The organism is Lysinibacillus xylanilyticus (assembly GCF_001708185.1).
Classification (GTDB): domain Bacteria; phylum Bacillota; class Bacilli; order Bacillales_A; family Planococcaceae; genus Lysinibacillus; species Lysinibacillus xylanilyticus_A.
Window position 1 is genome coordinate 79,345 of the sequence record NZ_MDDN01000012.1, and the last position, 26,169, is coordinate 105,513.

Annotated in this window: 27 protein-coding genes; 9 read left to right on the forward strand and 18 right to left on the reverse strand. The window is 37.7% G+C overall.

All coding sequences use genetic code 11. The features are described 5' to 3' along the window. Positions 1-102: 102 nt before the first annotated feature. The 5 genes from BFJ97_RS17915 to BFJ97_RS17935 form a co-directional block, all read right to left on the reverse strand. Positions 103-891, reverse strand: a complete 789-nt coding sequence (locus BFJ97_RS17915; protein WP_068986028.1) for an HAD family hydrolase — start codon at positions 889-891, stop codon at positions 103-105. A 136-nt stretch (positions 892-1,027) separates the two neighbouring features. Further along, positions 1,028-1,276, reverse strand: coding sequence for a DUF3006 domain-containing protein (locus BFJ97_RS17920; RefSeq protein WP_068986029.1), 249 nt, complete (start codon positions 1,274-1,276; stop codon positions 1,028-1,030). Between the two features lie 183 nt (positions 1,277-1,459). Continuing rightward, a complete protein-coding gene (locus tag BFJ97_RS17925; protein WP_068986030.1) occupies positions 1,460-2,599 on the reverse strand; it encodes a glycerate kinase in 1,140 nt (379 codons plus the stop codon). 213 nt (positions 2,600-2,812) lie between these two features. Continuing rightward, positions 2,813-4,318: a coproporphyrinogen III oxidase gene (locus tag BFJ97_RS17930; RefSeq protein WP_068986031.1), complete on the reverse strand. Its 1,506-nt coding sequence runs from the start codon at positions 4,316-4,318 to the stop codon at positions 2,813-2,815. Between the two features lie 174 nt (positions 4,319-4,492). Further along, positions 4,493-5,407 (reverse strand): copper amine oxidase N-terminal domain-containing protein, encoded by a 915-nt coding sequence (locus BFJ97_RS17935; protein WP_068986032.1) that lies wholly within the window; start codon positions 5,405-5,407, stop codon positions 4,493-4,495. Positions 5,408-5,801: 394 nt separating this feature from the next. Here BFJ97_RS17935 and BFJ97_RS17940 point away from each other — a divergent pair, with 394 nt between their 5' ends. After that, positions 5,802-6,878, forward strand: coding sequence for a hypothetical protein (locus BFJ97_RS17940; protein WP_139114477.1), 1,077 nt, complete (start codon positions 5,802-5,804; stop codon positions 6,876-6,878). A 68-nt stretch (positions 6,879-6,946) separates the two neighbouring features. Here BFJ97_RS17940 and BFJ97_RS17945 read toward each other — a convergent pair whose 3' ends face one another. From BFJ97_RS17945 to BFJ97_RS17955, 3 genes are all read right to left on the reverse strand, one after another. Further along, positions 6,947-7,609 (reverse strand): ribonuclease H family protein, encoded by a 663-nt coding sequence (locus BFJ97_RS17945; RefSeq protein ID WP_068986034.1) that lies wholly within the window; start codon positions 7,607-7,609, stop codon positions 6,947-6,949. Between the two features lie 318 nt (positions 7,610-7,927). Next, positions 7,928-8,272: a YlbF family regulator gene (locus BFJ97_RS17950; protein WP_068986035.1), complete on the reverse strand. Its 345-nt coding sequence runs from the start codon at positions 8,270-8,272 to the stop codon at positions 7,928-7,930. A 17-nt stretch (positions 8,273-8,289) separates the two neighbouring features. Beyond that, positions 8,290-9,432 (reverse strand): DUF445 domain-containing protein, encoded by a 1,143-nt coding sequence (locus BFJ97_RS17955; protein WP_068986036.1) that lies wholly within the window; start codon positions 9,430-9,432, stop codon positions 8,290-8,292. A 220-nt stretch (positions 9,433-9,652) separates the two neighbouring features. On the opposite strand from BFJ97_RS17955, the gene BFJ97_RS17960 reads away from it, so the two are divergent. The 4 genes from BFJ97_RS17960 to BFJ97_RS17975 all read left to right on the forward strand — a co-directional run bounded on the left by BFJ97_RS17960 (position 9,653) and on the right by BFJ97_RS17975 (position 13,462). Then, a complete protein-coding gene (locus BFJ97_RS17960; protein WP_068986037.1) occupies positions 9,653-9,856 on the forward strand; it encodes a YheE family protein in 204 nt (67 codons plus the stop codon). Positions 9,857-10,021: 165 nt separating this feature from the next. Continuing rightward, positions 10,022-10,438, forward strand: coding sequence for a hypothetical protein (locus BFJ97_RS17965; RefSeq protein ID WP_068986038.1), 417 nt, complete (start codon positions 10,022-10,024; stop codon positions 10,436-10,438). A 579-nt stretch (positions 10,439-11,017) separates the two neighbouring features. Then, on the forward strand, positions 11,018-12,355 hold the full coding sequence (locus BFJ97_RS17970) for a hemolysin family protein (protein WP_263297450.1): 1,338 nt from the start codon (positions 11,018-11,020) through the stop codon (positions 12,353-12,355). Between the two features lie 198 nt (positions 12,356-12,553). After that, the gene (locus tag BFJ97_RS17975) at positions 12,554-13,462 is read left to right on the forward strand and encodes a cation diffusion facilitator family transporter (protein WP_068986040.1); all 909 of its coding nucleotides are present in this window, start codon (positions 12,554-12,556) and stop codon (positions 13,460-13,462) included. Positions 13,463-13,481: 19 nt separating this feature from the next. On the opposite strand, the gene BFJ97_RS17980 is transcribed toward BFJ97_RS17975, so the two are convergent. The 4 genes from BFJ97_RS17980 to BFJ97_RS17995 form a co-directional block, all read right to left on the reverse strand. Further along, on the reverse strand, positions 13,482-14,222 hold the full coding sequence (locus tag BFJ97_RS17980; RefSeq protein WP_068986041.1) for an effector binding domain-containing protein: 741 nt from the start codon (positions 14,220-14,222) through the stop codon (positions 13,482-13,484). 79 nt (positions 14,223-14,301) lie between these two features. Continuing rightward, positions 14,302-15,222: a helix-turn-helix transcriptional regulator gene (locus BFJ97_RS17985; protein ID WP_068986042.1), complete on the reverse strand. Its 921-nt coding sequence runs from the start codon at positions 15,220-15,222 to the stop codon at positions 14,302-14,304. A 164-nt stretch (positions 15,223-15,386) separates the two neighbouring features. After that, positions 15,387-16,034, reverse strand: a complete 648-nt coding sequence (locus tag BFJ97_RS17990; RefSeq protein WP_068986043.1) for a response regulator — start codon at positions 16,032-16,034, stop codon at positions 15,387-15,389. A gap of 12 nt (positions 16,035-16,046) precedes the next feature. Then, a complete protein-coding gene (locus tag BFJ97_RS17995; RefSeq protein ID WP_068986044.1) occupies positions 16,047-17,162 on the reverse strand; it encodes a GAF domain-containing sensor histidine kinase in 1,116 nt (371 codons plus the stop codon). A 195-nt stretch (positions 17,163-17,357) separates the two neighbouring features. On the opposite strand from BFJ97_RS17995, the gene BFJ97_RS18000 reads away from it, so the two are divergent. Next, positions 17,358-17,783: a disulfide oxidoreductase gene (locus BFJ97_RS18000; RefSeq protein ID WP_068986045.1), complete on the forward strand. Its 426-nt coding sequence runs from the start codon at positions 17,358-17,360 to the stop codon at positions 17,781-17,783. Between the two features lie 54 nt (positions 17,784-17,837). Continuing rightward, positions 17,838-18,677 carry an RluA family pseudouridine synthase gene (locus BFJ97_RS18005; protein WP_068986046.1) on the forward strand — a complete coding sequence of 280 codons (840 nt, stop codon included), beginning with the start codon at positions 17,838-17,840 and terminating at the stop codon, positions 18,675-18,677. 85 nt (positions 18,678-18,762) lie between these two features. Here BFJ97_RS18005 and BFJ97_RS18010 read toward each other — a convergent pair whose 3' ends face one another. Further along, complete coding sequence (locus BFJ97_RS18010; protein ID WP_068986047.1) at positions 18,763-19,032, reverse strand: hypothetical protein; 270 nt, start codon at positions 19,030-19,032, stop codon at positions 18,763-18,765. Positions 19,033-19,268: 236 nt separating this feature from the next. Here BFJ97_RS18010 and BFJ97_RS18015 point away from each other — a divergent pair, with 236 nt between their 5' ends. Beyond that, on the forward strand, positions 19,269-21,443 hold the full coding sequence (locus BFJ97_RS18015) for a 5'-nucleotidase C-terminal domain-containing protein (RefSeq protein WP_254660200.1): 2,175 nt from the start codon (positions 19,269-19,271) through the stop codon (positions 21,441-21,443). 45 nt (positions 21,444-21,488) lie between these two features. Here the strand turns inward: BFJ97_RS18015 and BFJ97_RS18020 are convergent, their stop codons facing one another. Both BFJ97_RS18020 and BFJ97_RS24865 read right to left on the reverse strand, forming a co-directional pair. Then, complete coding sequence (locus BFJ97_RS18020; RefSeq protein WP_068986049.1) at positions 21,489-22,319, reverse strand: aldo/keto reductase; 831 nt, start codon at positions 22,317-22,319, stop codon at positions 21,489-21,491. 84 nt (positions 22,320-22,403) lie between these two features. Next, complete coding sequence (locus tag BFJ97_RS24865) at positions 22,404-22,580, reverse strand: hypothetical protein (protein ID WP_175401801.1); 177 nt, start codon at positions 22,578-22,580, stop codon at positions 22,404-22,406. 424 nt (positions 22,581-23,004) lie between these two features. Here BFJ97_RS24865 and BFJ97_RS18025 point away from each other — a divergent pair, with 424 nt between their 5' ends. Further along, complete coding sequence (locus BFJ97_RS18025; protein WP_068986050.1) at positions 23,005-23,850, forward strand: VOC family protein; 846 nt, start codon at positions 23,005-23,007, stop codon at positions 23,848-23,850. Between the two features lie 24 nt (positions 23,851-23,874). Here the strand turns inward: BFJ97_RS18025 and BFJ97_RS24315 are convergent, their stop codons facing one another. From BFJ97_RS24315 to queG, 3 genes are all read right to left on the reverse strand, one after another. Next, complete coding sequence (locus BFJ97_RS24315; RefSeq protein WP_139114478.1) at positions 23,875-24,063, reverse strand: hypothetical protein; 189 nt, start codon at positions 24,061-24,063, stop codon at positions 23,875-23,877. Between the two features lie 456 nt (positions 24,064-24,519). Further along, positions 24,520-24,993 carry a tRNA (uridine(34)/cytosine(34)/5-carboxymethylaminomethyluridine(34)-2'-O)-methyltransferase TrmL gene (gene trmL, locus BFJ97_RS18035; protein WP_068986052.1) on the reverse strand — a complete coding sequence of 158 codons (474 nt, stop codon included), beginning with the start codon at positions 24,991-24,993 and terminating at the stop codon, positions 24,520-24,522. Between the two features lie 14 nt (positions 24,994-25,007). Beyond that, on the reverse strand, positions 25,008-26,138 hold the full coding sequence (queG, locus tag BFJ97_RS18040) for a tRNA epoxyqueuosine(34) reductase QueG (RefSeq protein ID WP_068986053.1): 1,131 nt from the start codon (positions 26,136-26,138) through the stop codon (positions 25,008-25,010). Between the last annotated feature and the right edge of the window lie 31 nt (positions 26,139-26,169).

Below are 26,169 nucleotides of genomic sequence, written 5' to 3' on the forward strand. Positions count from 1 at the left end.
GATATTTCGCTAAAAAGTTTCGATATTTCATCAAACTGTTTCAATAAACTTCAAGAAACAAAAAATGTACTGATCCTTTGATGAATCAGTACATCTATTTGCCTATAGTTTATTAATTAACTCGAATAACGCTGTTAAAGAGTCGACCTCATATGTTGGCGTCACAACACCATTTGGTACATTGTTTTCACGATTTATCCATACATTACGCATACCAACACGGGATGAGCCTAAGATATCAGTATTTAAGTTATCTCCAACCATGATCGCATCATCCGCTGTAATACCCGCTTTCTCCATGACATACTCGAAAATAGAGGCATCTGGTTTCCCTTTACCAAAGTCCCCAGAAATAATAATATGGTCAAAATATGGCGCGATTTCTGGTGTAATTTCTAATTTTAAATTTTGGAGACTCGGCGCACCATTTGTCAGTAATACAAGCTGATACTTCCCTTTCAGCTTATCTAGTACAGCAAAAGTATCTTCATATAAGAATGGAGACACTTTACGTTCCGCCACAAAACGCTCCCCTAGTTCCGCTCCTAGCTTCGTATCATTTATCCCAAGAGCTGCTAAACCTTTTGTCCAAGCTTCTGTACGATAGCCCGGCACAATATTTTTCATTTTTTGGAAAGAATCTGTTAGGTCATCGAATGTTCCCCAAAGTCCTTCGAATGGATTAATACCAATTAACACCGTATAATCATATGTTTCATAGCCTTCGTAAAGCGCACGTGCTTCCTTACGCACAGCTTCCTCTAGTTCAGCTGGATTCACATTATGTATTGTCGCTGCATATTCACATGTTTTTTCAAATGCTGTTTTAACAGATTTTTTATCCCATAATAGCGTATCATCTAAATCAAAAATAATTGTGTTAATTGACATTGTGTCAGCTCCTAGCTTCCTATTAATATAATTATTTTAGCATATATTCAAAATATTTAGCATAGCATTTTATGCATATTCCTTCTATATTAAACAAGCTGTGAATAAAAGTAATTTACTCACAGCTTGCAAAGTACTATTGATTTTTTCTACGCAATCTATCCATTAAACTTTGTATTTCAGCCTTTTTCTGCTCTGTTTCTTCTTTCAAAATTTCAATATGATAGATGCCGTCAGTTTCTTCAATTTGTACACGATCGCCCACCTGAACCGGCTTATTCATGGCGGACTGTAAAATAATAATTTGCTCCTCTTCCTCTTGGTACTTTAAGAAAACTGCATAGCCATCTTCAATACGGTCTAAGGTGTATTTAGTCAAGCTCACTAATCATTTCCCCTTTCGCATTACGTAATGGCTCCTTACAGCCTGCTAATAAAAAAATACAAAGGAGTACTACTATTAATTTTTTTATCGACTAACTTCCTTTCTAGTTCTCTATTATACAAAAAAAGAGAGCTAACCACGGACTGCTCTCTATATCTATTGCTACCTGTCATTACTCCGGCATCAATCATCTTCCATTTGTACGTAATACTCAAAGATTCTTTTTGTTTTCAGACGAATACAATCATAGGGCTTTTCCATCGCTTGCTGAACAGTAGTATTCCCATCTACTAATGATTCAACAACAGTAAAATAGTCTATCAATGCAGGTTTATCATTTTCATCTATAATCCCAGACAATAAGATGGTCTGTGCATTCGCTAATTTTGCAGCTTTCGCCACCCCTATTGGCGCCTTCCCATGTAATGTTTGACAATCTGATTTACCTTCACCTGTAATAATAAACCTAGCACCTTCTAAATGCTTTTTTAGCTGTACGGCATCGAGCACAATATCAATCCCTGCATGAAAACTGCCGTTTAAAAAAGCTATTAAGGCACCTCCCATTCCACCTGCAGCGCCTGCGCCTTTGTAGTCGTGTAGTCGAATGCCAAATTGCTTTTCAACAATATCGGCAAAGTGCTTTAAACAACTATCAAAATAAGCAATTTGATGCTTCTTCACACCTTTTTGAGGCCCAAAAATGGCTGTTGCCCCTTGCTCTCCAATTAATGGATTATCAACATCACAGGCAATAATAAATTGTGCTTTAGACAATCGAGGATCTAACTGACCAATATCAATTGAAGCTAAATCTAACAGTCCTGACACTCCATTAGCAATTAATGTTCCGTCTTCTTTTTTCAATTGCAGTCCAAGTGCTTTTAACATGCCAACCCCTGCATCATTCGTAGCACTCCCACCAATTGCGATCATAAACTTCCGAAAACCTTTATCAAGAGCAGCTTTTATAAGCTGTCCTGTCCCATACGACGATGCAAGCTCAGGATTTTTTTCATTGTCCTGTAATAGCATAATACCGGATGCCTGAGCCATTTCAATAACACATGTTTCGTTATCACCAAGCACACCATATCTCGCTTCTATTGCTCTTCCCATTGGATCAAGTACAGGCTGCGACATATATTGACCATCTGTTGAAGCAATAAGAGATTCTAGTGTACCTTCTCCACCATCTGCTACTGGTAAAATAACTGTTTCAATCGATGGATCAACATCCACGATTCCCGCCTGCATTGCATTAGCCACCTCGATGGCCGACAAAGTCCCCTTATAGGAATCTGGACTAATAATGACTTTCATGTTATACCTCCACTCAGTTCATGTAAGTTAGGCGCTTACACTCATTATAAAATTCTGCTTAAAATATTTCCTGAGATTTTATCGGAATGTTTTTTAAATTTATCGGAACATTTTATGGTTTTATCGGAATGTTTTCCAGTTTTATCGGAACATTATCGCGATTTATCGGAATAAAAGAGGCAATCTGAACATCACGTCAGATTGCCTTCATTTTTACAACTTATATAATTCATCTAAAAACTCGAGTTTTTTACCGATTGCATCTTCAAATGTCATGATATAAGCAGCAGGGTCCTTAGGATTATGGAACTGCGTAATTTTCCCTGTTTCGGGATGAACAAATTTCGAAGAGGCTCCACAACCAATCCCTAAAATTGTCTGTACTTCTTCCATTATAACAATATTATAGATGCTTTCTTCGCCAGCTTTACTGTATCCAACATTTTCTAAATTACCTAAAATATTTTTTTGACGATATAAATAGTAAGGTACATAATCATTTTCCTTCGTCCATACTTGTGCCATATGCATCATTTGTGCAACAGTATCACGGTCCGCTACCTTATATTTATCCTTGTTACGCGTCATTTCCGAAGCACGCTTAAATGACAATGTGTGTACCGTAAGCGATTCTGGTTGCATTTTTGCAGATTCATCTAAGGAATGCTGGAACTCCTCAATCCCTTCGTTCGGTAAGCCAATAATTAAATCCATATTAATATTATTCATACCAGATTCACGTGCTAACCAAAACTTATCAATCGTTTCCTGTACCGTATGATGACGACCAATTGCTTTAAGCGTTTCATCTGTATAGGATTGCGGATTAACACTTATTCGATCAATGCCCCATTTTTTTAACACGTCCAATTTTTCAGGAGTAATCGTATCCGGTCGACCTGCTTCAACTGTCACTTCACGGATTGTTTCAGGATGAGGGAATGACTCATACATCGTTTGATACAACGCATCCATTTCATCCGCTTCTATAGATGTCGGCGTACCACCACCCCAATAAATGGACGTGATTTTCATGTCATTTTCCTTCAGCCATTTCCCCATTTCACGTAATTCAATATGCAACCCATCTAAAAATGTAGTGACACGTCCTTGCTTTCGGTTGCTTCCAATCGCATAGGCCGGGAATGTGCAATAAGCACATTTAGTCGGACAAAAAGGAATACCGATATAAATACTTATTTCTTTTCCGATATCATCAATATCAGGAATCGTCACTAACTGACGAGCAACTATTTCTTTTAGTAGTGCCACCTTTTCCTCTGACAGACGGAAATCACGAATAAGAATATCTGCAATTTCTTCCTCGCTCTTACCAGCCTTGCGGAATTTATGATAGAGCTTTGTTGGACGTACACCCGTTAAAATCCCCCATTGTTGATGCATCCCAGTATGCTGCTCGAGCACATCTAAAAAAACGTGAGATAAGGCACGTTTCATACGAATATTTAGCTCACGACCTTCAGCCCCAGTATCATACTGAATACGGTAATCATTCGTATAACTTTTACCATCTACCTCTAGTACCGCTTTTGTCGACAATGAGAAATCATCGCCAACGTTATATTCGAAAGACACTGACATATCTGTTCCTTCATGCTCTACTTTTAACTTGGAATCCTCAAAAAATAAATTCGCAATATGATTTAATACGCGAATCCAATCCTCAGGATATTTTTGATCTATGTGAATAATTTTCATTTTCTTCGCTCTCTTCTCTCAAAATTACAGTATCAATAGTTTAACAAATTTTTATAACTTTAAGCAAAGCTACAAGTAGAAGTTTCAATGACGGAATATTCCGTTTATTTCTAGATCTTAAAAAAATAGTATGCCAGAAATAATCTTCTAGCATACTATTGACGAGTTCTATAATTATTTTAAATATTCCTCTACAAACTCAACTGGTACATATGTTTTATTTGCTTCTAACAAAGCGGGTGCCGCATTAAGTGGGCGTAATGCTTTGTTAAAACCAAACATTTTTTCCCCACGAGTAAGTGTGTAAGATACATTCCCTTTTGATACAATTGCACCTTTCCCCGTTGACTCTACTGTATAGCCGAGTTTTTCCGCAATCAAACGTAACGGAACCATTTTTGTTCCATCTACCTCATAAGAATCCTTCGCGATTATTGCTGCTATTTCCTCTTCTACAGTATTTTCAGATGAAATTTCAGACTCATTATCAAGGACAATTACTTTCGAAGGTGTTGTTTGAGCTGGGATACTTCTTGTTGAAGCTGTATAGAAAACAACTAAGTGCTTCTCCGCTAAATCTTTAGCTTCAACTTTCTCCCCCTTCTCATTTAAAAGCTCAGTATTTTCACCAATGTTTAGTTTTAAAACATCATAAGTGTTTGTTAAGTTTTCAAAGAAGTAGTCAACTTCAACAAAGCCAACTTCCTCCGTTTCAACAATGACAACATCAGGGTTAAATTGTGGTGGATAAATTAGTTTTTGTGGCTTATTTGCAAATGTATAAGCTACTACTTTATCGCCCTCTTTAAGTTCCACTTTTTTACCTGTGTTATCGAAAACAAGTGTATCTTTTGTTATCTCTAAAATATTTGTTTGTTCGCCATCTTTTACTGTGAAATATGTAATGTTTTCACCAGCATCGACTTTCTCAACTGTTCCATGTGTATTGTTGAAAATGTGAACAGGATCAATTTGAATTTGTGAACTTTGTTGCTCCGTCTCTGTAGGTTTTTCATTTGCTGAAGCGACTGGTACTACTACACTTCCAAATAATAATGCTGTCATAGCTGCAGGTGCGAATTTTTTCATATTCGTATTATCTCTCCTTATTATTGGGTTCATAGGATTAGTAGTTTTAGGATGGAAAAAGTTTCATCCTAAATAGGAAAATTTATAATAAAAGTCATTCTGAAGGTTCATCACCATAACGTGTGGTTGATTTCCGTTCCGACTGGGGGTTTTGTTGCTGACGCTTCGCTTTCGCACAGATAAAACATTTGTTGCTGTCGCTTCGCTTTCACACAGATAAAACATTTGTCGCTTTCGCGCAGAGCAGAGCTTTCTGGGGGGAAGAGCAATTCTGAACAATCAATGTATATCCAAACTTAACAACAAACAGAATAATTGGATAACATTTCATAACTTGATTTTATATAATATAGTCTGTACTAAAAATTTTATCGAGAAGTAAGGAGATGTAGAGTTGAACAAACGGATAATCTCACTCTTGTTTCTAAGTTGTTTGTTATTTGCTTGTGAGGATCAACAAGCAAATACAACTGATGTTTTAGATCATAACGAGTCAACAAAGGATGACAAATTGTCTTATACGATGGAAGAGTGGAAGCAGCACGCCTTGGAAAGTACATGGTACCAAAATGTAACGATCCCAAGTGAAGAATCTTATGTAGAAATGATCGACTTCGAAGGAGATGAAGTACCGGAGCTCTTCATTGGTTATAACGGAACTAATTACGGTTATATAATCGGGCAATATAATAGTGAAAGCAAAGCTTGGGAACAATGGGTTTTCCAACAATATGAAACGACAATTCATGGAGATATCCGTTTTAAAGGTCTTTTCAAAGAAAAAGACAAAAAAGATATTGCATTAATAACGAAATTTACTGCTGGTGCTTCAGACAATTTGGAAGTTCTCCATTTACTAAAAGTAGCAGACGACGGTAATGACATTATTAGTGGTCAATCTTATAGACTCTATGCCGATAGTGATTTAAAAGTAGATACCTCTAAAAATGTCTTTACCATTCAAACAGGAGATTATTTAGAGCATTTTACACTTCGTGACCATGCTGTAACTAGTGAATATAGAACTACAAACTTGTATTCCGGGTTACCCATCATCCAAAATCCAAAACTGCTAAAATTATTAAACCACGATTTCTTTAAAACTAATATTATTTTTGGAGATACTTATCCTGTTGCTAAGGAAAAATACGGTTTGCCAAAAACAGAAGATTATTACGAGGGCGGGCTCTGTTCTTTCTATAATGATTACTTTTTCTGTCTAGCCGAGGATGAGATACCTGTTAGTCATTATTATCTTTCAAATTTCAAAAATGTGACAAAAGAATCTTTGGAGGAAGTTATCAATCAAACTATTCATATCTCTTCTTATGAGAGATACGAAAATCCTGATGATATCGTTTACTATGCAAATTTTGAATTTGAGAATGTTTATTTCCAAGCTGAATTTAATCATGACCAAAGTAACGCTGAGTTAACTAGTCTTACATTGGGAATCAATGCTTCAGAATAGTTTAGAAGTTAAAACCACCAGTAAAAAAATGAACTGGTGGTTTCATGTTGATTGTCTCTTGTTCATGCTTAGTCCTTTACAATTTCCTTTAATCCTGTGATATCTATTCCGTTTAATGCTTGAGTTGCCAGGCGATCTGCTTCGGTATTTTCTTTACGTGATATGAGCTTGTACTCCGGCTGGATACTGAGCTCCTCTAGCTTTGCATCAATTTTATCAGCCCAGCTAGATAGATCCTTTTCTAGAGCTGGCCATTCCCCACTCAACTGATTGATAACTACTTGGGAATCACCAGTGAAACAAACAGGCAAATGGTGAACGTTCAATAGTTCAAGCTCCACTAACCCTAAATAAAGTGCAGCGTATTCGGCCTCATTATTCGATTTAAGCTCTGACGAAAAGGCATTTCTTCTTAATCGATATGGCTTGCCATTTTGCTCATAATAAATGGCACAACCTAACCCCGATTGTTTTGTTGCACGATCGAAGCCGCCATCGAAATAGACTGTAATATTGTGTGGCTCAGTGTCAATTTCCTTTAAATATGCCTTTAGTTCCTTTAGGGACCAATTTGTATCCTGTCGATCGATACACTGCAGTGACTTTACTCTCCCTGTTCGCTCCATGTCCTCTGCTAGTAGTAATGCTTGAGCTGCCGGCATTTCTTCTGAACGTAATACTGTTTCTGCACCTTTTGGCGTTTTATAAATCCATTCAATGATTACATGCATCGTATATATAACCTCCAATGATATTGAGCGCATAAAGTGAAAACGTGCTCCGACTTGCGGAAACACGTTTTTCTTCTTACTTGTTATATGTGCAACTAATAGTATATTTATTCCTAAGAGAGCTATTACTTGCGCTGGGAGATTCTGCTTTTGCGCTGCTTGGATGCTCGTTGCGCCGCTAAATCCTGCTTTTCCGCCGCTTGAATGCTCGATTGCGCCGCTAAATCCTGCTTTTCCGCCGCTTGGATGCTCGATTGCGCCGCTAAATCCTGCTTTTCCGTCGCTTGGACTCGCTATTTAGCCGCTAGAATCCTACTGTTAAAATTCTTCATACAATGCTTGTATAGGTTTTACTAAAATGCGGTTTACCTCTTCAATTAGCTTACTTAACTGCATTTCTGCTTCAATCATTTTAGTAATTTTTTCATTTTGTTGGGCAAGCTGTGCCGTTTTTTGGGCATAGATCAGCTCATCTTCCAGTAAATCCTCGCCAGCTAATTGTTTTTGCTGTAAGTCCATTTGAATCTTACGGAAATTTTTAAATAGATTAAATGCCTCTTCATCTTCCTTAACAACTGTAACTGCTTCTTTCAACGCTTGAAATTCCGGTGTTTTACGGAAAGTCGCCTCTAACGCATTAATTTCATTATAAATATTAATCATAAACACATTTCCCCTTTTTAAATAAAGTAGACTATTAACCCTTGCACAATCCCAATCAATCCACCAAGAACTGCACCAAGTACTGTAATCATTTTAAATTCACGCTTTGAAATACCTAGTACAAGTTCCTCTAATTTCGATACTGGGAAAGAATCAACCTGCTCTCGTACTACTTCTTGTAGATTTAAACGTTCCAAAACATCCTCTAATTTGTCTTCAGCTTTTACAAAAGCTTTTTCGATAACTTGTGGAATTATTGTTTCCTTCATCCATGAATTACCTTCTGGCCAGTAATGCGAAATTGGATGATTTAAGCGCTCTTCAACTGCTAATTGCTCTTTTACATAAGTTTGTAATTTTGATAATATTGGTTCAAAATGAATATCCTGCATGAAATCCATCGCTGGGCGCTCTTTTAATTTCTCCCATTCCTGCGTAAAAATTTTCGTTAATAACGCTGATGTTCCTGGTGCTTGCATAAATTTCACAAGCTCACGCTGGACCTTTGCTACGAGCGAAGAAGAATCACCTAAAAACATATTAATCATTCCGCCAAGCGATCCTTTTGACGATAAGAAGTCATCAATCATCGCCTTAATCGTCATCTCGCCCTCAGGTGATAAAAAATAATCCTCACCTTTTTCTAAAATATGACCCACCGCTACTGGAATCTTTGCATCAATTGCATTTTGAATATCTGCTGATAGTAGTGTACGAATTGATTTCGTTGATAGTGTATTCTTAACTGCTTCAAATTGTCCCTCAACAATTGCTTCAACCTTTTGTTCAATTGTTGCTGGCATATTGGAAAATCCAGCTAATGTTAGCCAATCCTGAATCGTTTTATCATTTGTAAAAATCGTTTCCTCTACCTTTGTTTGAACAAATTGTTCCACCTTATCTTGAATATCTTTTGAGAAAAATTTCTTTCTAAAGGTTTCAGGTGTTAATAAATAATTCACAACTGTCAGTCCAAGTTGTTTTGCTAATTCGTCACGTCTCTTTGGAATAAGGCCAGGTGTAAATGGTACTCGCCAATTTTTAATATAAATAGCTTCATGTGGTCGAAAAAGCATTTTAATGGCTAGATGATTCGTTACACCACCGATTGCAGCTCCAATGACTGCCATAAATAATAATGTCACTAGAAAATTATCCATTAGTATCCTCTCATTTCAATTGTATTCACAATTGGCGTATTTTGTCGCCTAATGCACTCATTATAGCAGAGCAATGATTTTCGACGAAAGAAATATCTCTATTTAATTATATCTAATCATACACATCTCTACACACATTCCAATTCTTTAATGTGATAGTTGCAAAATTACCACTATCCTTGAATAATAAAACTACATATATAAGAAATGGGGTTTGGTTATGATTCAGCATTTCAGCTTTAAGCCTTTATTTGAAAATTCTCAGCTCCCGGGATGGTCTATTTCATTCTTTTATCAACGTGAACGTTATACAGCGGAGTACTTAAAAGATGGCGTTATCCAATGGAGTGGAGCTATCCCTCCAAACGAAGAGGATGTAAAAAAAATGATTCATGAGCTCATGTTGTACCATATTTACGACTAACAAAAGTATATTTTCCTGTACCCACACTGTATTAATACACATCTTTTTTACTATTTTAAACACTGCTATTATCTTAAAATTGTTTAAGTATATTGAAATTCCCTTTTTATTTTTATACATTTATGTTATTAAGTATCAAATGTTTTTTATGAAGGAGCAATTTCAATGAGTAAAGTCACTCTTTTGGATGACTTAAACGGTTATAATTCAAAAGCATTAATTCGTGCAAAAGTAAAAGAAGTTTTTTCCGAATTTTCCGCTAAAATTTTCGAGTTAGCGAATGAAGCTGACACTATTGATAGTAAAAAATTTGAGGCTCTTTCTGGCTTTAAAAGTGATTTTTACAATGAATACTGTAGTCAATTAAGAGCCTTGTTCAATTCATCTTCTAGCACTTTAGGTAAAAGACCTGTTAAGAATATCTATTTAACGTATAACGGCAAAAATTATATTTTTACACAGCAAGGTATCACAGAAAAAGCACCTGTTACCATTTCACTTTATTCAGGTGAAATACCTTTAAAAGAAACGGTGCACGATGTGGAAAAAGCGTGCTTGAAATTACGTTTTCAACAAGAATAAATAATTCAAACAGAAGGAGCCACCTCATATGAATGAGATGGCTCCTTTTTGGTTGCTAATCAATTATGCCTCGGCATAATTCGGCTTTGTGCAAGTACAAAGCCGATTCCATGACATCCGCCGGAGGCTTTAACTTCTTTCAGCGGGTGTTTGGACACCCGCTGAAAAATGATTTAAAACCGTATTCATCCCACCACCTATAGAGGTAGGAGACTTCTGCTGAAAGAAGTTAAAATAATTCATTTAAAAAAATCTGCAAGTAAAGCTCTCTTGAGATTTTTGACGTGTCGTTATATATGAGATGCATATGCTTCTTTCTCTAAACAAACTATCTTCTTTGCTCCATTTAAAGTTAGCATAACGGATTTTTATTTTCAATCATTTGATACTTGAAAATATTATTTTTTTCCAATTTACGTATTGAAATTCAAGTAAAAAAATTGATGTCAATATTTGTGTTTTGCCTGTAAATATTTTATGATTAAATCATCCAACAATTTTTTAAATCATAGGAGGTGTACACTTTGTTTACTTCCCTCATTTGGGCGGGGGCAAAGGAATTATTTGGACGGAGACATATTGGAAATAACCATAAGGTTGGCGGCATTCGCCCTACTAATAATAATGACAGGATTTTTCGTTGCAACTGAATTTGCAATTGTTAAAGTAAGGACTACACGAATTGATCAATTGCTTGCAGAAGGAAATAAAAAAGCAAAGAATGCAAAACGTGTTGTTTCAGATTTAGATGAATACTTATCTGCATGTCAGTTAGGTATTACCATCACTGCTTTATTTCTAGGTTGGCTTGGTGAGCCTACATTTAAGATCATCTTGAATCCAGTGTTTGAATTTCTAAATCTGAGTGATAGTTTTACATCTGTCCTTTCATTTATTCTTGCATTCTCAATTGTAACGTTTATGCATGTAGTTATGGGGGAATTGGCGCCAAAAACATTAGCCATCCAAAAAGCAGAATTTGTCACATTAAATCTTTCTGGCCCATTAATTTTATTCCACAATATTACTTATCCAATCATTAAGCTGTTGAACGGATCTGCACGTGCTTTAACTGGTCTTTTCGGCTTAAAAATGATGTCAGAGTCAGAAGTAGCCCACACTGAAGAAGAGTTACGTATGATTTTGTCGGATAGTTTAAAGGGTGGAGAAATTAATAACGCAGAATATGAATATGTTAACAGTATTTTTGAGTTCTCTGATCGCCTTGCGAAAGAAATCATGGTCCCACGTACTGAAATCGTCGGAATTGAAAAAGAACTTACGATTAAAGAAGTTTTCGATCTAATGGGTGTTGAGCAATATACGCGTTACCCAATTATCGATGGTGACAAGGACCATATTATCGGCTTAGTCAATATGAAGCACTTGTTAACCGCGTACATTAAAGATCCAGCAAATGGCGATAAACTAGTGATTGACTATATGCAGCCGATTATTCGCGTTATGGAAACCACGCAAATTAATGATTTGCTACTTAAAATACAGCGTGAACGTATTCATATGGCCATTTTAATGGATGAATATGGCGGAACATCTGGTCTAGTTACAATTGAAGATATTATCGAGGAAATTGTCGGCGACATTCAAGATGAATTCGATGAAGATGAAATTCCAGAGGTTCAGGAAATTGCAGAAAATCATTTTATTTTAGATGCAAAGATGCTACTAGAAAATGTTAATGATATGCTAGGTACTGACATAGAAGATGATGATATTGATACAATTGGTGGTTGGTTCATGACAAAGCGCTTTGATGCGGTCGAAGGAGACAGTATTGAAGAACAAGGTTATGAATTTATCGCAAAAGAATTAGATACACACCATATTTTATACTTAGAAGTTCTGAAATTACCTGAACGTGATTTATCAAATGAAAACGATGAAGACTATAATTAAATTGCCTTGTCGTATTTGCTGTGGTACGATTAAAATCATGCTTGTATGATTCAGGCTATAAAAATGGTTTTTAGCTCACAACCTATAATGGTGGGGGCTTCTACTGATATAAAGTTAATATTTACGTAAAAAACGACTCCCTTACACGAGAAGGGGGTCGTTTTATAATGCCCGAAAATTTTGCAAGGAGGAAACAAAATGGAGCTCTATACAAATTTACGGCAAGGGGAAAAAGGTGCTTGGTTATCAATCGGTACATATATAATACTGAGCTCGATTAAGCTAACGATTGGCTATATCGGAACATCGGAAGCACTAAAAGCAGATGGACTTAACAATACAACTGATATTATCGCCTCTATTGCTGTACTCATTGGATTGCGAATTGCCCAAATACCACCTGACTCTAATCACCAATACGGGCATTTACGTGCAGAAACCGTTGCGTCGCTTGTTGCATCGTTTATTATGCTAGTTGTTGGCTTACAGGTACTTGTTAATTCGATCAAAAGCCTTTGGGAGCCAACTGGTACAGAACCATCGCTATTAACGGCCTATGTGGCAATCGGAAGTGCGGTAGTGATGTATCTTGTCTACCGCTATAATTTGGCATTATCCAAAAAAATAAAAAGTGCTGCTGTTAAAGCGGCAGCTTACGATAATCGTTCGGATGCCCTTGTAAGTATAGGTACAGCAATCGGGATTTTTGGTGCAATTTTTGGTTTTCCTATTATCGATACACTAACAGCACTGCTTGTCGCTCTTCTTATTATTAAAACAGCCGTAGAAATTTTTTGGGAGGCTGTTCAGAGTCTCACAGATGCCTTTGATATTGAAGAAGTCGAAACATTATCTGTATTAATACGTAATGTCGACGATGTAATCGAGCTTTTGGATTTTAAAGGCCGCTCACATGGCAATATGTATTTTATAGACGTGACCGTTTCAGTTGATCCTTATTTAAATGTTTTAGAAAGCCACCGCATCACTGAAGAAATTGAAAAAACTGTCATGAGAGAATGTTCCTTCTGTGAGGTTCTTGTGCATATTGAACCTCATGTTGAAGTAAATCCCCCAGCAAATGACAACAAGTCTCCTACCAAATGATTGGTAAGAGACTTGTTTTTTATTTAATCGCAATATAAAGATCGACCTGCGCTTCTTGTGGGTTGGCACAGCGTTCATCGTACAGTTCAAAGTCACCAGTGTACGTTCGTTCTACCCCTGAGTTCGCGAACCAAGCCCAGACATCCTGCCAAGCTTTCACGACAACTTCTACAAATGGACCTTTGTCAGAAGTAAATACTAAATAGTTGGCAGCTGGCACTGTTTTTACAACCATCCCTTCTGGAGCTTCATCTGCAGCTAATACTTCCATTCCAAGTGTGTTTGAATACTCTCCATTAACATCCGTTTCATAATCAGAATATAGACCGTATGTTACTTGGTTTACTGGATTAGATATTTGCCCTACTACATCTTGCTGATAAAAGTCTGTCCATAATTGTGGGATTTTTGCTTGAGAAGTTATTTCATTCGCATTGCTTGTTCGCGCTGAGATTCCTACGATTTGAAATGATTCTTTATGCATCACAACCGGTTCTTTTATTTCATGTGTTCGCCATCTTTTTAAGCTTGGTAAAAAAGATGCCAACATTTGGCGTGCTTCTTCTTCCGCCATTCCATCTTCCTTTAAGTGTGGCACACTAATTTCGATCATTTCTTCAACTGTCAGATTTGGCTGTTTAAACGCTCCTAATTCATAACAATATGTGCAATATTCCTGACTTTTGTGTCCTTCTTTTTCTGTACCAAGTAACGCCTCATCCACTAATGGCATTCCACAGCTTTGACAATAACTTTGCATAATTAAATCCACCCTTCGTTCTATTTGTTATGACTATAACAAAGGAAACCTGACATCTGTATGTCATTAATTGCATGGATTATTTTTCTTTATACAACTGCACAATTTCTAGTGCTCGTTTTTGCACTATCTCACTTATATGAGATGGTTCTAACACTTTTACGCGATGACCAAAGCTAAGAAGAAAACCATATAACCATTCATCCTCAGGCAGTGAAATATTAATAGTTGAACTCTCATGATCTACATGTTCAGCGCCAAATGATTCTTCTACTAATGTTGTTATTGCCACATCGAAGGACAACTTAAGGTTTACTACATTTTGAGGGTCATGCCACTTTTTATCCCATGGGAGTTCGGATAAGTTGACTTCTTTACGCTGGAAGGTCGTCACCTCTTCTTTTAAATTTTTCATTCTCGAAATTTTAAAGAAGCGAAAATCTTCTCTCCATGTGCAATAACCATAAACATACCAAACCTTCCCTTTTTGGACTAACGTGTGTGGCTCCAATAAGCGATTTGTTATGCGACCATGTGTAGTAGAATAAGAGAAACTTACACAATGCGTGTGTTCAATTGCCTTTTTTAATAATGTAATTTGATCCTTAAAAATGACATTCGGTCCCCAAGGGCTCAGGTCAATAAATAGTTGATCAATCGATTGTTTCATTTTCTCATCAGCAATGCCTGTTAACTTTTCCAGCACTGCTTCGGCATGTGAATCTTCATATGTTGTTAGTGCACTTTTGATAGCAATAGAAAGTGACGCGAGCTCCTCCTTCGTCAGCACTTGCTTATCGACACGATAGCCATCAATTAAACTTATACCACCATTAACACCCTGTTGGCTCATAACAGGAACCCCAGCACAGCTCAGCGTTTCAATATCACGGTAAATAGTACGGACTGACACGTTAAATAAATCGGCTAGCTCCTGGGCCTTCACCTTTTTTCGATTGATTAAAATCATCGTCATCGTTAAAAGACGCTCTAATTTCATATTTGTACTCCTCTATTTTTCTATATTAACCGCATTTTAATTACTAATCCTCTATCTATTTTAAGTATTTTTATAGTTTTATTCATTAAAAAACGACGGGCTACTACAATGTGTAGGAACTCGCCGTTTACATATTTTTCAAGATCCGTACTATTCATTAACCTTTATACACCACTACCCTCCGTCAGCCCGTGCTTCACAGCATAAAGAGCCGCCTGAGTTCGATCCTGTACATGTAGCTTCGTGAAAATATTAGAAATATGGGTTTTCACTGTTTTTTCTGTAACGAATAAGGAGGACGCAATTTCTCGATTACTTTTCCCTTTTGTAAGCTCTGCAAGTACATCCTGTTCACGAGGCGTTAGTGGATTTAACACATGAGGCGCATTTTTAGATTCTTGACGGTCCATTTCAAGAGTCGTTGTTGCTTCTGGATGTAATGTATTTTCACCTCGCATAATACGACGAATAGACAATACCAATTCATCAGGCTCAATATCTTTTAACTGATACCCTGCTGCTCCAGCCTCCATAGCTGGCACCACATGATCACGGTCTGAAAAGCTTGTAAGCATTAAAATTTCTATTTGTGGAAACTTAGCTTTAATGCGCTTCGTTGCCTGAATACCATCCATTTCAGGCATTACTAAGTCCATGAGTATAATATCTGGCTGTATACTTTCTGCTAAAGCTACTGCCTCCAGTCCATTTTTCGCTTCTCCTACAACTTCAATATCTTTTTGTGTTTTTAAGAAAAATAATAATCCACGACGCACAACATGATGGTCGTCTGCGATTAATACACGTATCATTCTTTCCCCCCCTTAATATGGTAAGCGGATTAACAGCTCTGTTCCTCTTCCAAGTTCACTTACCCAGTCAGCTGTACCACCAACTGATTTTGCACGATCCTTTATAGATTGCAAGCCCATTGAAAGTAGCTTCGTGTTGTTATCGATGACGAAGCCTCGTCCCTCATCACGAATAACAAGTAAAATATCCGTAGAAGTGACCGTAATATAAAGTGCCACTTCCAGCACACCAGCATGACGACGAACATTATTAAGTGCTTCTTGAGCTACTCGAAATAATGTTTCTTCGATCCGTGATGGAAATTGCAGTACACCTGAGACTGTTACATGAAGCTTCAAGCCAAGCATTTCAGCATACACTTTTATCGCTTCAAGCAAACCATTTTCTAATCCTTTTGGACGAAGCTGCCAAATAAGAGCACGCATTTCTGTTAAGGCATCCTGTGTTAAATGCTGAATTTCTTTAAATGTTTCCTTAACATCACAATCATTTGTCATCTCAATACCAGCTCTCGCAGTTAAAGTAACTGAGAAAAGTAACTGGTTTACAGAATCATGTAAATCTCTAGCTAGACGGTTACGCTCCTTTACAAGTGCCATCTCTTGCTCCTGTTTTGTCAGTAAAATTCGCTTAATAGCTGACCCCATCTGAAATGCAACCGATTCAAGTAATGCTAGCTCTTCCTCTGAAAAACGCACGGTATCCTTTGTTGCAACATTTAAGACACCAAAACGCTCTTGTCCAGATTGAAGTGGCACTGTTGCGTGATGTGTAATGCCCTCGTGATCACCTACATTTGCTGATATTGCGCTTTCAATTCGTTGACACTCAATAATATTAGAAGCTTTTTTTAATTCCTCATTACGATAACGAGAAACACACCAGCAGCCTCCTTTTTCTAAATAATGGCAACCTTTATACGCCAATGCCTCCGGTAAATTTTCATGGACAACAAGCTCTGACCGCCCTTTTTCATCGATAAAAAAAATCCAGCCTGTTTCAAAATTTGTGCCATTTAAAAACTTCACAAGTGCTCCCTTTAACATCGTCACTATTTCAGTTTCTTCATTTAATAACTCTGCAATTTCTTTTAAAATACTAATATTGGAATGCTCATTTTCCCTCACAAAAACACCTCTTCTTCGGCATTACTAATTTTATGATAACATTTCAAAGTCTGGAACGTCTGCCTCAGCCATTCATACTTTAGTCTGAAATTCATAAGAAAAGTATTTAGCTTATCTTTGTTAAGGTAATTTACTTCTAAAACTAGAACAACTATAATCGAACAAGTACATGGTTATAATAAGGGGAGAATTTATATGTCTAAAAAAGTGGAAAATGGCTTATTATTTATTTGGATTGTCTCTGTCGTTGCTACACTAGGTTCCTTATACTTTTCTGAAATTCGTCATTATGAACCTTGTAAAATGTGTTGGGTCCAACGGATTTTCATGTATCCAATTGTCATTATGACTACTATTGCCTTTATTCAAAAAAATGCACGTATTGCTGTAACAACTGCTGTTTTTGCCATTATGGGCGGCAGTGTATCACTATACCATTATGGAATTCAAAAGCTTAGTTTCTTAGCTGAATCTGCACCTGCTTGTGGCGCTGTTTCATGCACAGGACAATATATTAATTGGCTAGGTTTTATTACAATACCATTTTTAGCGTTAACTGCTTTTATTTTAATTGCAGGGGCAAGCTTCTATTTAATGAAAGCTAGTAAAACAACAAATTAATTAAGGGGCCGTGTTCTAAGTTAGGAATACGGTCTTTTCTACGGAGGAAGATATATGTTTCATTATGAAATAAATACTAATAATTTGACAGTCGAGGACCTATTACGCAATCATTGGCGACTCGGTAAAAAACTGGTCCATGAATTGCGAATGGCAAAGGCTATCACAACAGTTGACGGAGAGCCTATTCAATGGAAAGATCCACTACAGGCAGGAACTATTATAAAATTTACATTTCCTATTCCACCATCTAATTATCAACCGACACCGGTTTGTGCTATAGATGTCGTCTATGAGGATGATCACTGCTTGATCGTTTCTAAACCAAAAGGTATGTCGACCCATCCAAATGATGCACGTGATACCCATACTTGTATGAATCATGTTATGGCACACATTAAAGAGCAAGGTGGTACTTATGCAGAGCATGTGCATCGATTAGATAGAGGGACACAGGGTTTGTTACTTGTTGCAAAGCATCCACTGGCTAAGTCAATTTTTGATCGTATGATCGAAGAAAAATCTATAATTCGAACTTACGCAGCAGAGGTACAAGGAAATCTACGTTCTTCATCAGGCACAATCGCCGAATCAATCGGAAAAGACCGACACCATGCAACAAGACGTGTTGTTTCAAAAACTGGACAGCATGCAGTAACACACTATGAGGTTGTCGCTCGCTATAAAAATTCTTGTGTTGTCCATTTAATTCTAGAAACAGGTAGAACACATCAAATCCGTGTACATTTAGCACATATCGGTCATCCGATTATTGGTGATACGATGTATGGCGCAAGAGAAACTGCAAGTGGTGACTATGAACTCCATGCCATTCAATTGGAATTCGAGCATCCATTTTTAAATAAACAAATCGTTGTAAAAGATCAGAAGTAATTACCGCACTGCACGTCCCATTGTTAGACATTAGCTAACAATGGGACGTGCAGTTTTTTTATGCCTTTAGTTAAAGTCTTTTTACTTAAAATCGGCTCATCACATAACGTGTGGTTGATTTCCGTTCCGACTGGGCGCTTTGGTGCTGTCGCTTCGCTTTCGCACAGACAAAACATTTGCCGCTACCGCTTCGCTTTCGCGCAGATAAAACATTTGTTGCTGCCGCTTCGCTTTCGCGCAGATAAAACATTTGTTGCTGTCGCTTCGCTTTCGCACAGATAAAACATTTGCCGCTGCCGCTTCGCTTTCGCACAGATAAAATATTTGCCGCTGACACTTCGCTTTCGATCCCCAAGGAGTCGCCCAGCCTCCACTCCAATCAACTTATATACAAGGCATATATCTTAATACTTTTGGTAAAGAGCCTAATAATTCTATAAAAGTATAAATATATCATTTACCATTTCTTCGTTTATTTTTTACAGTAAATTTAATATGCATTTCCATTATTGGTAATGACGATGGATTTCTTTCATGATAGAATAGAGTAAATTGTCAGTCATCTGACATATTATGAGGAGGAATTTATTGATGAAATGGGTTAAAAGCATTGCTGCAACAACTCTAGCTGCGAGTTTACTAGCTACACCCGGTTTTGCTGCACACGCTGCAGAAACAACACCAACAGCTAAGAAGGATGATTTCAAGTTAACAATTCTACACTCTAATGATACGCATGCACACGTTGAAGCTGCTCCACAGCGTGCAACAAAAGTAAAAGAACTTCGTGCTGCAAATCCAAACTCACTTCTTTTAGATGCTGGTGATGTTTTCTCTGGTACTCTCTACTTCAATCAATTTTCTGGAGAAGTTGATATGAAGTTAATGAACTCTATGGGCTACGATGCAATGGTATTTGGTAACCATGAGTTCGATTTAGGCTCAAGCCCAGAAGGACATGCTGCACTTGCGAAATTTGTTAAGGGAGCAGATTTCCCATTACTAGGGGCTAACTTAGATTTCTCAAAAGATTCTTTATTTGACGGGTTACAATTCCAAACAGTTACAAAAGACTTTGAAAAAGGTAAAATTTATAACGGTATTATTAAAGAAGTCGATGGTGAAAAAGTAGGTATTTTCGGTTTAACAACTGAAGAAACACCTTCCATTTCAAGCGTTGCTAATGTTCAATTTGCAAACTATATTGACTCTGCGAAAAAAACAGTAGCAGAATTTGAAAAACAAGGTGTGAACAAAATTATCGCACTAACACATTTAGGCTTTGATGATTCAAAAGATTTCGATAACGATCAATTACTAGCTTCAACTGTAGAAGGTATTGATGTAATCGTAGGTGGTCATACACATACAAAATTAGACAAGCCTGTGAAAGCAGAAACATCATTCAAGGATCCTACAATTATCGTTCAAACAGGTCAATATAGCGAAAATTTAGGTGAACTAGATTTAACATTCAACGATAACGGTGCAGTTGTTGACTATTTTGGTCAATTACATGCTTTAAATGATAAAGAAAAACCAGTAGCAGCAGATCCAGAGGCAGCTAAACTTTTAGCTCCATATTCTGAAAAAATTACTGCAGTTAAACAACAATCAACAGGCAATACTGCTGTGTCGACACTAGATGGCAAACGTGGTCTTTGGGGCGTACGTGCTGGCGAAACTAATCTTGGTAACTTAATTACTGATGGTATGCTTGCGGGTGCAAAGAAAATTGATCCAGAAGTACAATTTGCATTCCAAAATGGCGGTGGTATCCGTGCAAGTATTGACACAGGAGATATCACTGTTGGTGAAGTCATGACAGTTATGCCATTCGGTAATGCGCTTGGTATCGTAAAATTAACGGGTGCCGAAATCTACGAAATTGTAGAACATAGTGTAAAAGAGTTCCCGAAAGAATTCGGTGGCTTCCTACACTTCTCAGGTTTACAAGTAGAGTTTGATGGCAAAGCACCAGCTGGTAAACGTGTAAAATCTATTAAATTAAATGGTAAAGAGCTAGATAAAGCAGCATACTATAAAGCTGCAACAAATACATTTACTGCTAAAGGTGGAGACGGCTACGAAACACTTGCAAAAGTATATGCTGATGGTCGTGTAAGTGAACCTGGTACAATTGACTATGAAATGTTTATCCAACACTTAGATACACTGAAAAAAGTTGATCCAAAAGTAGAAGGTCGTATTATTGCCACAATTCCATTTACGGATATTGCAAAAGGCTCGGAAACAGAAGGCTATGTTCGTGATCTTTATTACCGTGATTTAACAAAAGGTACTTCTGCAACAACATATTCACCAAACGCAAACTTAACTCGTGCTCAAGCTGCATCATTTATCTCACGTGCATTACATCTTGAAGCTAAAGGTCAAGCAACATTCACGGATATTGCTAAATTAAATCCTGCAACACAAAAAGAAATTACAGCACTTGCTGAGGCTGGAATTGTACAAGGTGTAAATGGTAAATTCAATCCTGATGCAAAAGTAACTCGTGCTCAACTTGCATTAATGTTTGCTCGTGCATACGACCTACAACATGATGCAAAAACTGGTTTAAAAGCTGATTTCAGTGATATTTCTAAATACGACGCTGAAACACAAAATGCTATCGCACTTATGAAAGACTTAAAGATTGTTAGCGGCGCAAACGGCAAATTTATGCCTGGTAACAACGCTACACGTGCACATATGGCAAAAATGCTTTCTAACTACATTCCTTATGTAAAAGAATCTAAATAATATTATTAAGAATCCCGTTTCTCTAATTAGAGAGCGGGATTTCTATTAGAAATTAAATTTAAAATGATCTGGGTCCTGCCCAAATCGTTCATTGCGATTTAACGCAGCCATTTTATCCATTTGCGCTACTGTTAATTCGAAATCGAAAACCTGTGCGTTTTCCTCAATACGACTAGGTGTAACAGATTTCGGAATAACAAGTGTATCATTTTGTAAATGCCAGCGAAGCACTACCTGTGCAGCTGTCTTCCCTATTTCGCGCCCAATTTCCATAATCGTTGGATGATCAAGGACACCACCACGACCTAATGGAGACCATGCCGTAACAGCAATTCCATGCTCGCTACAATATGCTCTTAATGCGTCTTGCTGTAGATATGGATGCACCTCTACTTGGTTAACCATTGGTGCAATATTTGCTTTGGCTAATAACTTTTGCAAATGATGCTCATGGTGATTTGAGACACCTGTTGCACGAATTAATTTTTCATCATATAAACGTTCAATTGCTCTATACGTTTCTTCAAATGTTTCTGGTACTGCCCAATGAGTTAAATATAAATCTAAATAATCCATATTTAACTTTTTCAATGAGACTTCAAATGCTCGTAATGTTTCATCATAGCCTTGGTCATTATTCCAGACCTTTGTCGTCACAAAAATATCCTCACGTTTAACGCCTGAATGACGAATAGCTTCGCCCACCTCAGCCTCATTACCATAAAGAGAAGCCGTATCAATAGCTCGGTAGCCAAATTTAAGAGCTATATCAATGGCATTCAAAGTTTCATCACGCTCTGTCATTTTATAGACACCTAAGCCAAAGCGAGGCATTTCCACACCATTTGCTAACGTTTTTGTTGAATGTAAATTCAAAAATAACAACCCCTTTCTTTTCCTAGTTCCATTATACAAAAAATTGGTTTTAAGAAATATAAGGAAAATTTTCGGGGCAATTTCTTATTGTTTTTTTGCTTTCTCTTCAAGATCATCTACTTGGATAGGATCTGGAATTCGATCGTCTTCCGCAAGCTCCAGACCATCACGTAAATGCTCCATTTGCTTTCCTAAATCCTTTAAATCTTGAAAGTTTCTAGCCATTGTACCGTTTTCGATATTCGGAACCTTTTTTTCCATTATCATCACCTCTCTTATAGTTTTCCCGAAATAGTTATTTCTGAACCATTTCTGACATATTTTATTCCGCTATGTCGTTTCATTTTTATAGTAGATAGGCTATACTAAGTGGAGATGTCTTTATAAACATGAGGAGGGTTCTTCCATGAGTTTACTATTAATTATTGGTGTAACTGTAGCGTTCTTAGCTGCTATTTTCACTGCTGGTTACGAAGGCGACTACAGAGCAGACAAATAATACCTCAAGAAATCACTAAGCATGCATATGCTTAGTGATTTTCTTTTTTTTGAGAAGGATCTCGTCAGTTACTTCTCTTTTTTTGGAACAATATAATTACTTGACTTTCAACACTTTATAAAATAAACTTACTTACATAAAGTAACTTAATAATTAAATACAACTTATATTTGGAGGTAATCTACTATGCATTTTCATGAAAAACCTAACACATATGTTACAAATGTTGAAATTAAAGTGAGTGATTTACAACGTTCATTAACTTATTATCAGAAGGTAATTGGCTTTAAAGTTTTACATCAGGAATCTCATAAAGCAACTTTAACAGCAGATGGCAAAACGGCTTTACTAACAATCGTCCAACCCGAAACAGTGGAAGAAAAAACGAGCTTAACAACTGGACTCTATCACTTTGCAATTTTATTGCCTACTCGTCGTGATTTAGCCAATATCATTTCTCATTTCCATAACAACGGCGTGTACTTCGGAGCATCCGACCATGATGTAAGTGAAGCATTATATTTAAATGATCCTGATAAAAACGGCATCGAGGTTTATGTTGATCGCCCTGAAAGTGAATGGACTTGGCATTTCGACCAAGTTCATATGGTTACTGAACCTCTTAAAATTTACTCTATATTAGAGGAAGGTGATGGTAGATGGAATGGTCTGCCTACTAATACGGTTATGGGGCATATTCATTTATCAGTATCTAATTTAGCTGCCGCAGAGGAATTTTATACAAAGGGATTAGGATTTGAGGTTGTCACTCGCTACGGTGCACAAGCATTATTTATCTCAACTGGCCGCTATCACCATCATATCGGTTTAAACACTTGGCACTCTGAAAACGCATCAAAGCTTGGTGAAAATATGGTTGGCTTAAAAACATTTTCACTGCGTCTAGACAATGAAGAACAAGCAGCAACAATGAAAGAAAATCTTCGTGCAATTGGTGCACCGGTTACTAATATAGATGGAGGATTCCCAACAGAGGATCCAGCAGGTAATGTTGTTTTATTGAAATTTTAAAAGTGGTGCGGGTCTTTCCGTCAGTCAGTTTGAGGATTGTATCCGTCGCTTGACGTGCTTTCCGTCGCTTGCGGAGTTCTTTCCGTCACTTGATGGGTTCTTTCCGTCGCTTGACGGGTTTCCTTCCGTCGCTTGACGGGTTCTTTCCGTTGCTTGACGGGTTTCCGTCGCTTGCGGAGTTCTTTCCGTCGCTTGCGGAGTTCTTTCCGTCACTTGCGATGTTCTTTCCGTCGCTTGACGGGCTTTCCGTCACTTGCGATGTTCTTTCCGTCACTTGCGAAGTTCTTTCCGTCGCTTGACGGGCTTTCCGTCGCTTGACGGGCTTTCCGTCGCTTGCGATGTTCTTTCCGCCGCTTGACGGGCTTTCCGTCGCTTGCGGAGTTCTTTCCGTCACTTGCGATGTTCTTTCCGTCACTTGCGATGTTCTTTCCGTCGCTTGACGGGTTCTTTCTGTCGCTTGCGGAGTTCTTTCCGTCGCTTGACGTGCTTTCCGTCGCTTGACGGGCTTTCCGTCACTTGACGGGTTCTTTCCGTCGCTTGCGATGTTCTTTCCGTCGCATGTAGAAATAAAATTTAAAAATTTCACATCAGAAAAGCGCGAGAAATCAATGTTTCTAAATTGATTTCCCGCGCTTTTGAGGTTTTGACCAGTTATGTCTCAGCCTCTTTTTAATTTAACCCTGGGTATCCCTGTTGACGCAACGCTTCATAAATAACAATTGCTGCTGTATTCGATAAATTAAGTGAACGTACATGGTCACTCTGTGGAATGCGTAAGCACATTTCTCGACGCTCATACGCAAAATCCTTTGGCAGGCCAGTCGTTTCTTTTCCAAACATAAAGTAAATATCACGATCTTTATCACTAAAATCATGTGTCGTAAATGGCTCTTCACTATATGTCTCAATTAAATAAACGTCGCCATTTTTTGATGCCTCTAAAAAATCTTCTAGTGAATCATGATACACGACATTAACACTATGCCAATAATCCAAGCCCGCACGCTTTAGCATTTTATCGTCTGTAGAAAAGCCTAGAGGGCGGATTAAATGTAATGAGGTATTTGTTCCAGCACATGTGCGTGCAATATTTCCTGTATTCGCTGGAATTTCTGGTTGATATAAAACGATATGCAATGGCATAACGATACACTTCCTTAACTGAAAAATTGTAAACCTTTGTTAATCTCAACGAGTACTTCCTCGTCTTGTTCTTTTACTTTTGCTTCAAGTAATGCAGATTGTGCCTGCTCCCCGCCGATTTTACCTAAAGCCCACGCTGCCGTTCCTCGAATAACAGGTCGTTCGTCCTTTTTAAGAAGTGCTACTAAATCTGGTACAGCCGCTTCCTCTTTAAAATGTGCAAGTGCCAAAATAGCATTGCGTTGAATAGGCTTCTTCCCCCGCCATGAACCTGAGACATGTCCAAACTTTTCTTTAAAGTCACGATTTGAAATCGTTAAAAGTGGCACTAGTAGTGGCTTTGCTAGCTCTGGATCAGGCTTAAATTCCTCGTGTATCCAGTTAATCTTTCCTTTATTTTTTGGACATACGGTCTGGCACGTATCACAGCCATACAAACGATTACCAATATGACTACGAAACTCATCAGGCAATGTTCCTTTCGTTTGCGTTAAAAAGGCTATACAACGTTGAGAATTTAGCTGTCCCCCTTCGATTAACGCACCTGTTGGACAAACATCTAAACATAAACGGCAATCTCCACATTCATCCTCCATAGGCTTATCAGGTGCGAAGGGTATATTCGTAATAAGCTCTCCCAAATAGACATAGGAACCAAACTCAGGCGTAATAATCGAGCAGTTTTTCCCGCCCCAGCCTATTCCTGCGCGTTCCGCTACTGCCCTATCCACAAGTGCACCTGTATCCACCATTGATTCAATGCGTACACCTTCTATTCGCGCTTCAAGCCAAGCAGATAATAATTTTAGTCGCTCACGTAATGCTGTATGATAATCGACACCCCATGAAGCGCGGCAAAAAATCCCACGCCTTGCTCCCTTCTTGCCAACAGGTGCATTTTGCATACGCGACGGATAGGCTACAGCTATCGCCACAATACTTTCTGCTCCCTCCAACAATTGTAGGGGTTCGGTACGTTTTTCAATATCGCTTTCTTCAAAGCCCGACTGATAGCCAAGCTCTTGTTGGCGGCGCAGTCGATTTTTTAATTCTGTAAATGGAGCTGCTGTTGTAAAGCCAATTTTATCTACACCAATGGACATTGCATACGCCACAAATTCACGTTGTAGGTCATGTATGTTCATTTTATTTCCAACTCCTTACATGGTACAATAA

Excerpts from the sequence above, each read along its gene's own strand:
- BFJ97_RS17915 (WP_068986028.1), bottom strand. The coding sequence starts at position 891 with ATGTCAATTAACACAATTATTTTTGATTTAGATGATACGCTATTATGG.
- BFJ97_RS17925 (WP_068986030.1), bottom strand. The coding sequence starts at position 2,599 with ATGAAAGTCATTATTAGTCCAGATTCCTATAAGGGGACTTTGTCGGCC.
- BFJ97_RS17930 (WP_068986031.1), bottom strand. The coding sequence starts at position 4,318 with ATGAAAATTATTCACATAGATCAAAAATATCCTGAGGATTGGATTCGC.
- BFJ97_RS17935 (WP_068986032.1), bottom strand. The coding sequence starts at position 5,407 with ATGAAAAAATTCGCACCTGCAGCTATGACAGCATTATTATTTGGAAGT.
- BFJ97_RS17945 (WP_068986034.1), bottom strand. The coding sequence starts at position 7,609 with ATGCATGTAATCATTGAATGGATTTATAAAACGCCAAAAGGTGCAGAA.
- BFJ97_RS17950 (WP_068986035.1), bottom strand. The coding sequence starts at position 8,272 with ATGATTAATATTTATAATGAAATTAATGCGTTAGAGGCGACTTTCCGT.
- BFJ97_RS17955 (WP_068986036.1), bottom strand. The coding sequence starts at position 9,432 with ATGGATAATTTTCTAGTGACATTATTATTTATGGCAGTCATTGGAGCT.
- BFJ97_RS17960 (WP_068986037.1), top strand. The coding sequence starts at position 9,653 with ATGATTCAGCATTTCAGCTTTAAGCCTTTATTTGAAAATTCTCAGCTC.
- BFJ97_RS17965 (WP_068986038.1), top strand. The coding sequence starts at position 10,022 with ATGAGTAAAGTCACTCTTTTGGATGACTTAAACGGTTATAATTCAAAA.
- BFJ97_RS17975 (WP_068986040.1), top strand. The coding sequence starts at position 12,554 with ATGGAGCTCTATACAAATTTACGGCAAGGGGAAAAAGGTGCTTGGTTA.
- BFJ97_RS17980 (WP_068986041.1), bottom strand. The coding sequence starts at position 14,222 with ATGCAAAGTTATTGTCAAAGCTGTGGAATGCCATTAGTGGATGAGGCG.
- BFJ97_RS17985 (WP_068986042.1), bottom strand. The coding sequence starts at position 15,222 with ATGAAATTAGAGCGTCTTTTAACGATGACGATGATTTTAATCAATCGA.
- BFJ97_RS17990 (WP_068986043.1), bottom strand. The coding sequence starts at position 16,034 with ATGATACGTGTATTAATCGCAGACGACCATCATGTTGTGCGTCGTGGA.
- BFJ97_RS18000 (WP_068986045.1), top strand. The coding sequence starts at position 17,358 with ATGTCTAAAAAAGTGGAAAATGGCTTATTATTTATTTGGATTGTCTCT.
- BFJ97_RS18005 (WP_068986046.1), top strand. The coding sequence starts at position 17,838 with ATGTTTCATTATGAAATAAATACTAATAATTTGACAGTCGAGGACCTA.
- BFJ97_RS18015 (WP_254660200.1), top strand. The coding sequence starts at position 19,269 with ATGAAATGGGTTAAAAGCATTGCTGCAACAACTCTAGCTGCGAGTTTA.
- BFJ97_RS24865 (WP_175401801.1), bottom strand. The coding sequence starts at position 22,580 with ATGGAAAAAAAGGTTCCGAATATCGAAAACGGTACAATGGCTAGAAAC.
- BFJ97_RS18025 (WP_068986050.1), top strand. The coding sequence starts at position 23,005 with ATGCATTTTCATGAAAAACCTAACACATATGTTACAAATGTTGAAATT.
- trmL (WP_068986052.1), bottom strand. The coding sequence starts at position 24,993 with ATGCCATTGCATATCGTTTTATATCAACCAGAAATTCCAGCGAATACA.
- queG (WP_068986053.1), bottom strand. The coding sequence starts at position 26,138 with ATGAACATACATGACCTACAACGTGAATTTGTGGCGTATGCAATGTCC.